Source organism: Candidatus Omnitrophota bacterium, from assembly GCA_018894435.1.
In the GTDB taxonomy this organism is placed as follows: Bacteria; Omnitrophota; Gorgyraeia; order JAHIPI01; family JAHIPI01; genus JAHIPI01.
The window spans coordinates 1-2,284 of sequence record JAHIPI010000028.1 but is presented as its reverse complement, the minus strand read 5'-3'; the positions used below and the strand labels follow the sequence as shown (position 1 = coordinate 2,284).

The following is a 2,284-nucleotide window of genomic DNA, read 5'->3' as shown; positions in this document are numbered from 1 at the left end:
ATTCGTAGGGAATCTTATAGGTATCTAAGGTGGATTTTATCTCGTCGTTTGAGTATTCGGGGCCTAGATAGACGTGTTCCATGGGCGTTATACGCTCGCCTAATTTATTGGCAACGTATGTAGCGGCGCCAAGGGCAGTGCCTGAATCGTTTGCAGCCGGCTGAACGAAAAGTTCCTTTACAAGGGGATGTTCAAGAAGGCGCTTATTGAGCTTTACGTTCAAAGCGACTCCTCCTGCGAAGCAGAGCCTGCCGTTTGTCTCTTTTAGGGTATCTGTCAAATGGTCTTCCATAAGTTTTAGTGTTATGTCTTCAAGCGCCTTCTGGGTGGCGGCCGCTATGTGAATATACGGCTCTTGGAGAGCATCGCCTTTTCTTGGGGGGCCCCAGTCCTCTACCATCTTCTTTGAGAAGACTTTATTCTTGTCGTATCTCCTTGAGCGCGTCACCCAGACATAGTCGTCATTGCACCGGAAGGACTTATCGGTGTAGCGTATCACCCGGTTCATGTCGACCTTTGAGGGGTCGCCATAGGGCGCCATGCCCATTACTTTGTATTCGCCGTCGTTAGTTTCAAAACCGAGATATTCGGTTATAGTGGCATAGAAGAATCCCAGCGAATCCGGCAATATTATCTCTCTGATCTTTTTAACCGACCCATTTTCCGATTTTGCAAATAGAGTGGATGTAAACTCCCCCGCTCCGTCTATGCTCATGATAGCGCAGTCCTTCATGCCCGAAAGATGGTACGCGCTTGAGGCATGCGCGAGGTGGTGTTCAATGAAATAAATTTTCACTCTTTCTTTCGGTATTCCGCATTTATCAAGGATTGCGTCAAGCTTCTCTTCCTTGCCGCGAAGCCTTGCTTTTTCACGCATGAGCGCTTTTACGGCATAAGAAGTCCGCGGCCCAAGACACCTCCAGAAATATTCACTTTTCTTCTCTCTATATATGTCGTGAGACCATGGAAATGCCACTGCGTCTATGTCCGACGGCTTAAGCCCCGCCTTTTTAAGGCAAAACTTGACCGCCTTTATGGGCAGATATCCCATTGCGTGCTTTTTTCTTATAAGCCGTTCTTCGTCGCATGCGGCGACAACTTTACCATTCACTAATATCGCCGCCGACGGATCATGCACAAACGGCGTAGCCACACCCAGTATTACCATGCTTAGTACCTCATAAACCTCTTGATGTCATCTTCGCCCAAATAGCAACCGATCTGGACTTCTATGATCTTTGTGATTTTATTAGTCGGGTTGTACACTGTATGTTTAATCCCTCTCGGAACATAAATACTTTCATTGCGTCTGGCGCGGCTAGATTTGCCGGCTACGGAAAGGCGCGCCTCGCCTTCGACCACATTCCAATGCTCGCTCCGATGTTTATGGCTCTGGAGCGCAATTGTTTTTTTAGGATAAACCCCTATCTCTTTTACTTTGTATCCTTTCGCCTCATGCAAAACCGTATAATAACCCCACGGTCTATACACGGTCGCGCCGTCTTTAGAATGAGTGTACCCCTTTTTATCCATTAACGCCACGAGGTCCTTCACGTGGTCGGAATACCCCTTCTTTACTAAAAGCAGAGAATCAGGTGAATCTATCGCGATTACATCATTCAATCCAACCAGACACATAAGACGATTTACCGAATAAGTGAAAGAATTATTTGTTTCTAGAAATTCAGCTTTCCCTATATTAAAATTTCCTTTTTTGCGAGTAAAATACTGGAGAAAACTGTCCCAGCTCCCGAGATCAGACCACTTAAGCCGAAATTCCACCACTCCCGCATTTTTAGTATACTGCATTATGCCATAGTCCATTGAAATAGCTTTTATCGACTTAAACTTCTTATGCAAAGTATTGTATCCGGATTCGGAATATACAGCTATTTTTGGCTGAAATCTTGCGAGCTCCCGCAAAAATGCCCCTTTTGTAAAACAGAAAATACCTGCATTCCAAAATGCGCCTTTTTTTATGAGCTCGCCTGCCGCTTTTCCGGAAGGTTTCTCCACAAATCTATTTACTAAAAAGCCACTCTTATATCTTTTTGATTTGATAATATAGCCGTATCCTTCTTTAGGATGATCCGGCTTTACGCCAAAAACGACCATCTTCCCGTCTCCGGCTAATTGTGCTGCTTTTTTAATAGCTGATTTAAAAGCTAGAAGCGGCTCTATCATGTGGTCTGAAGGAAAAACATATATCATGTCATCATCTGATAAGGGGCGCCTTAACTCCGCGTATTTTATAGAAAGGAGCACAGCCGGAAGCGTACTCTTT

The 2,284-nt window shown here is 45.0% G+C and carries 2 protein-coding genes; both read right to left on the bottom strand.

The window, feature by feature from the left end; all coding sequences use genetic code 11:
- Nucleotides 1-1,168: carbamoyltransferase (locus KKI13_02315; protein ID MBU4487886.1), on the bottom strand; the 1,168-nt coding region annotated here is incomplete at its 3' end.
- A gap of 2 nt (nucleotides 1,169-1,170) precedes the next feature.
- A partial coding sequence (locus KKI13_02310) for a cupin domain-containing protein (protein MBU4487885.1) occupies nucleotides 1,171-2,284 on the bottom strand: 1,114 nt, incomplete at its 5' end.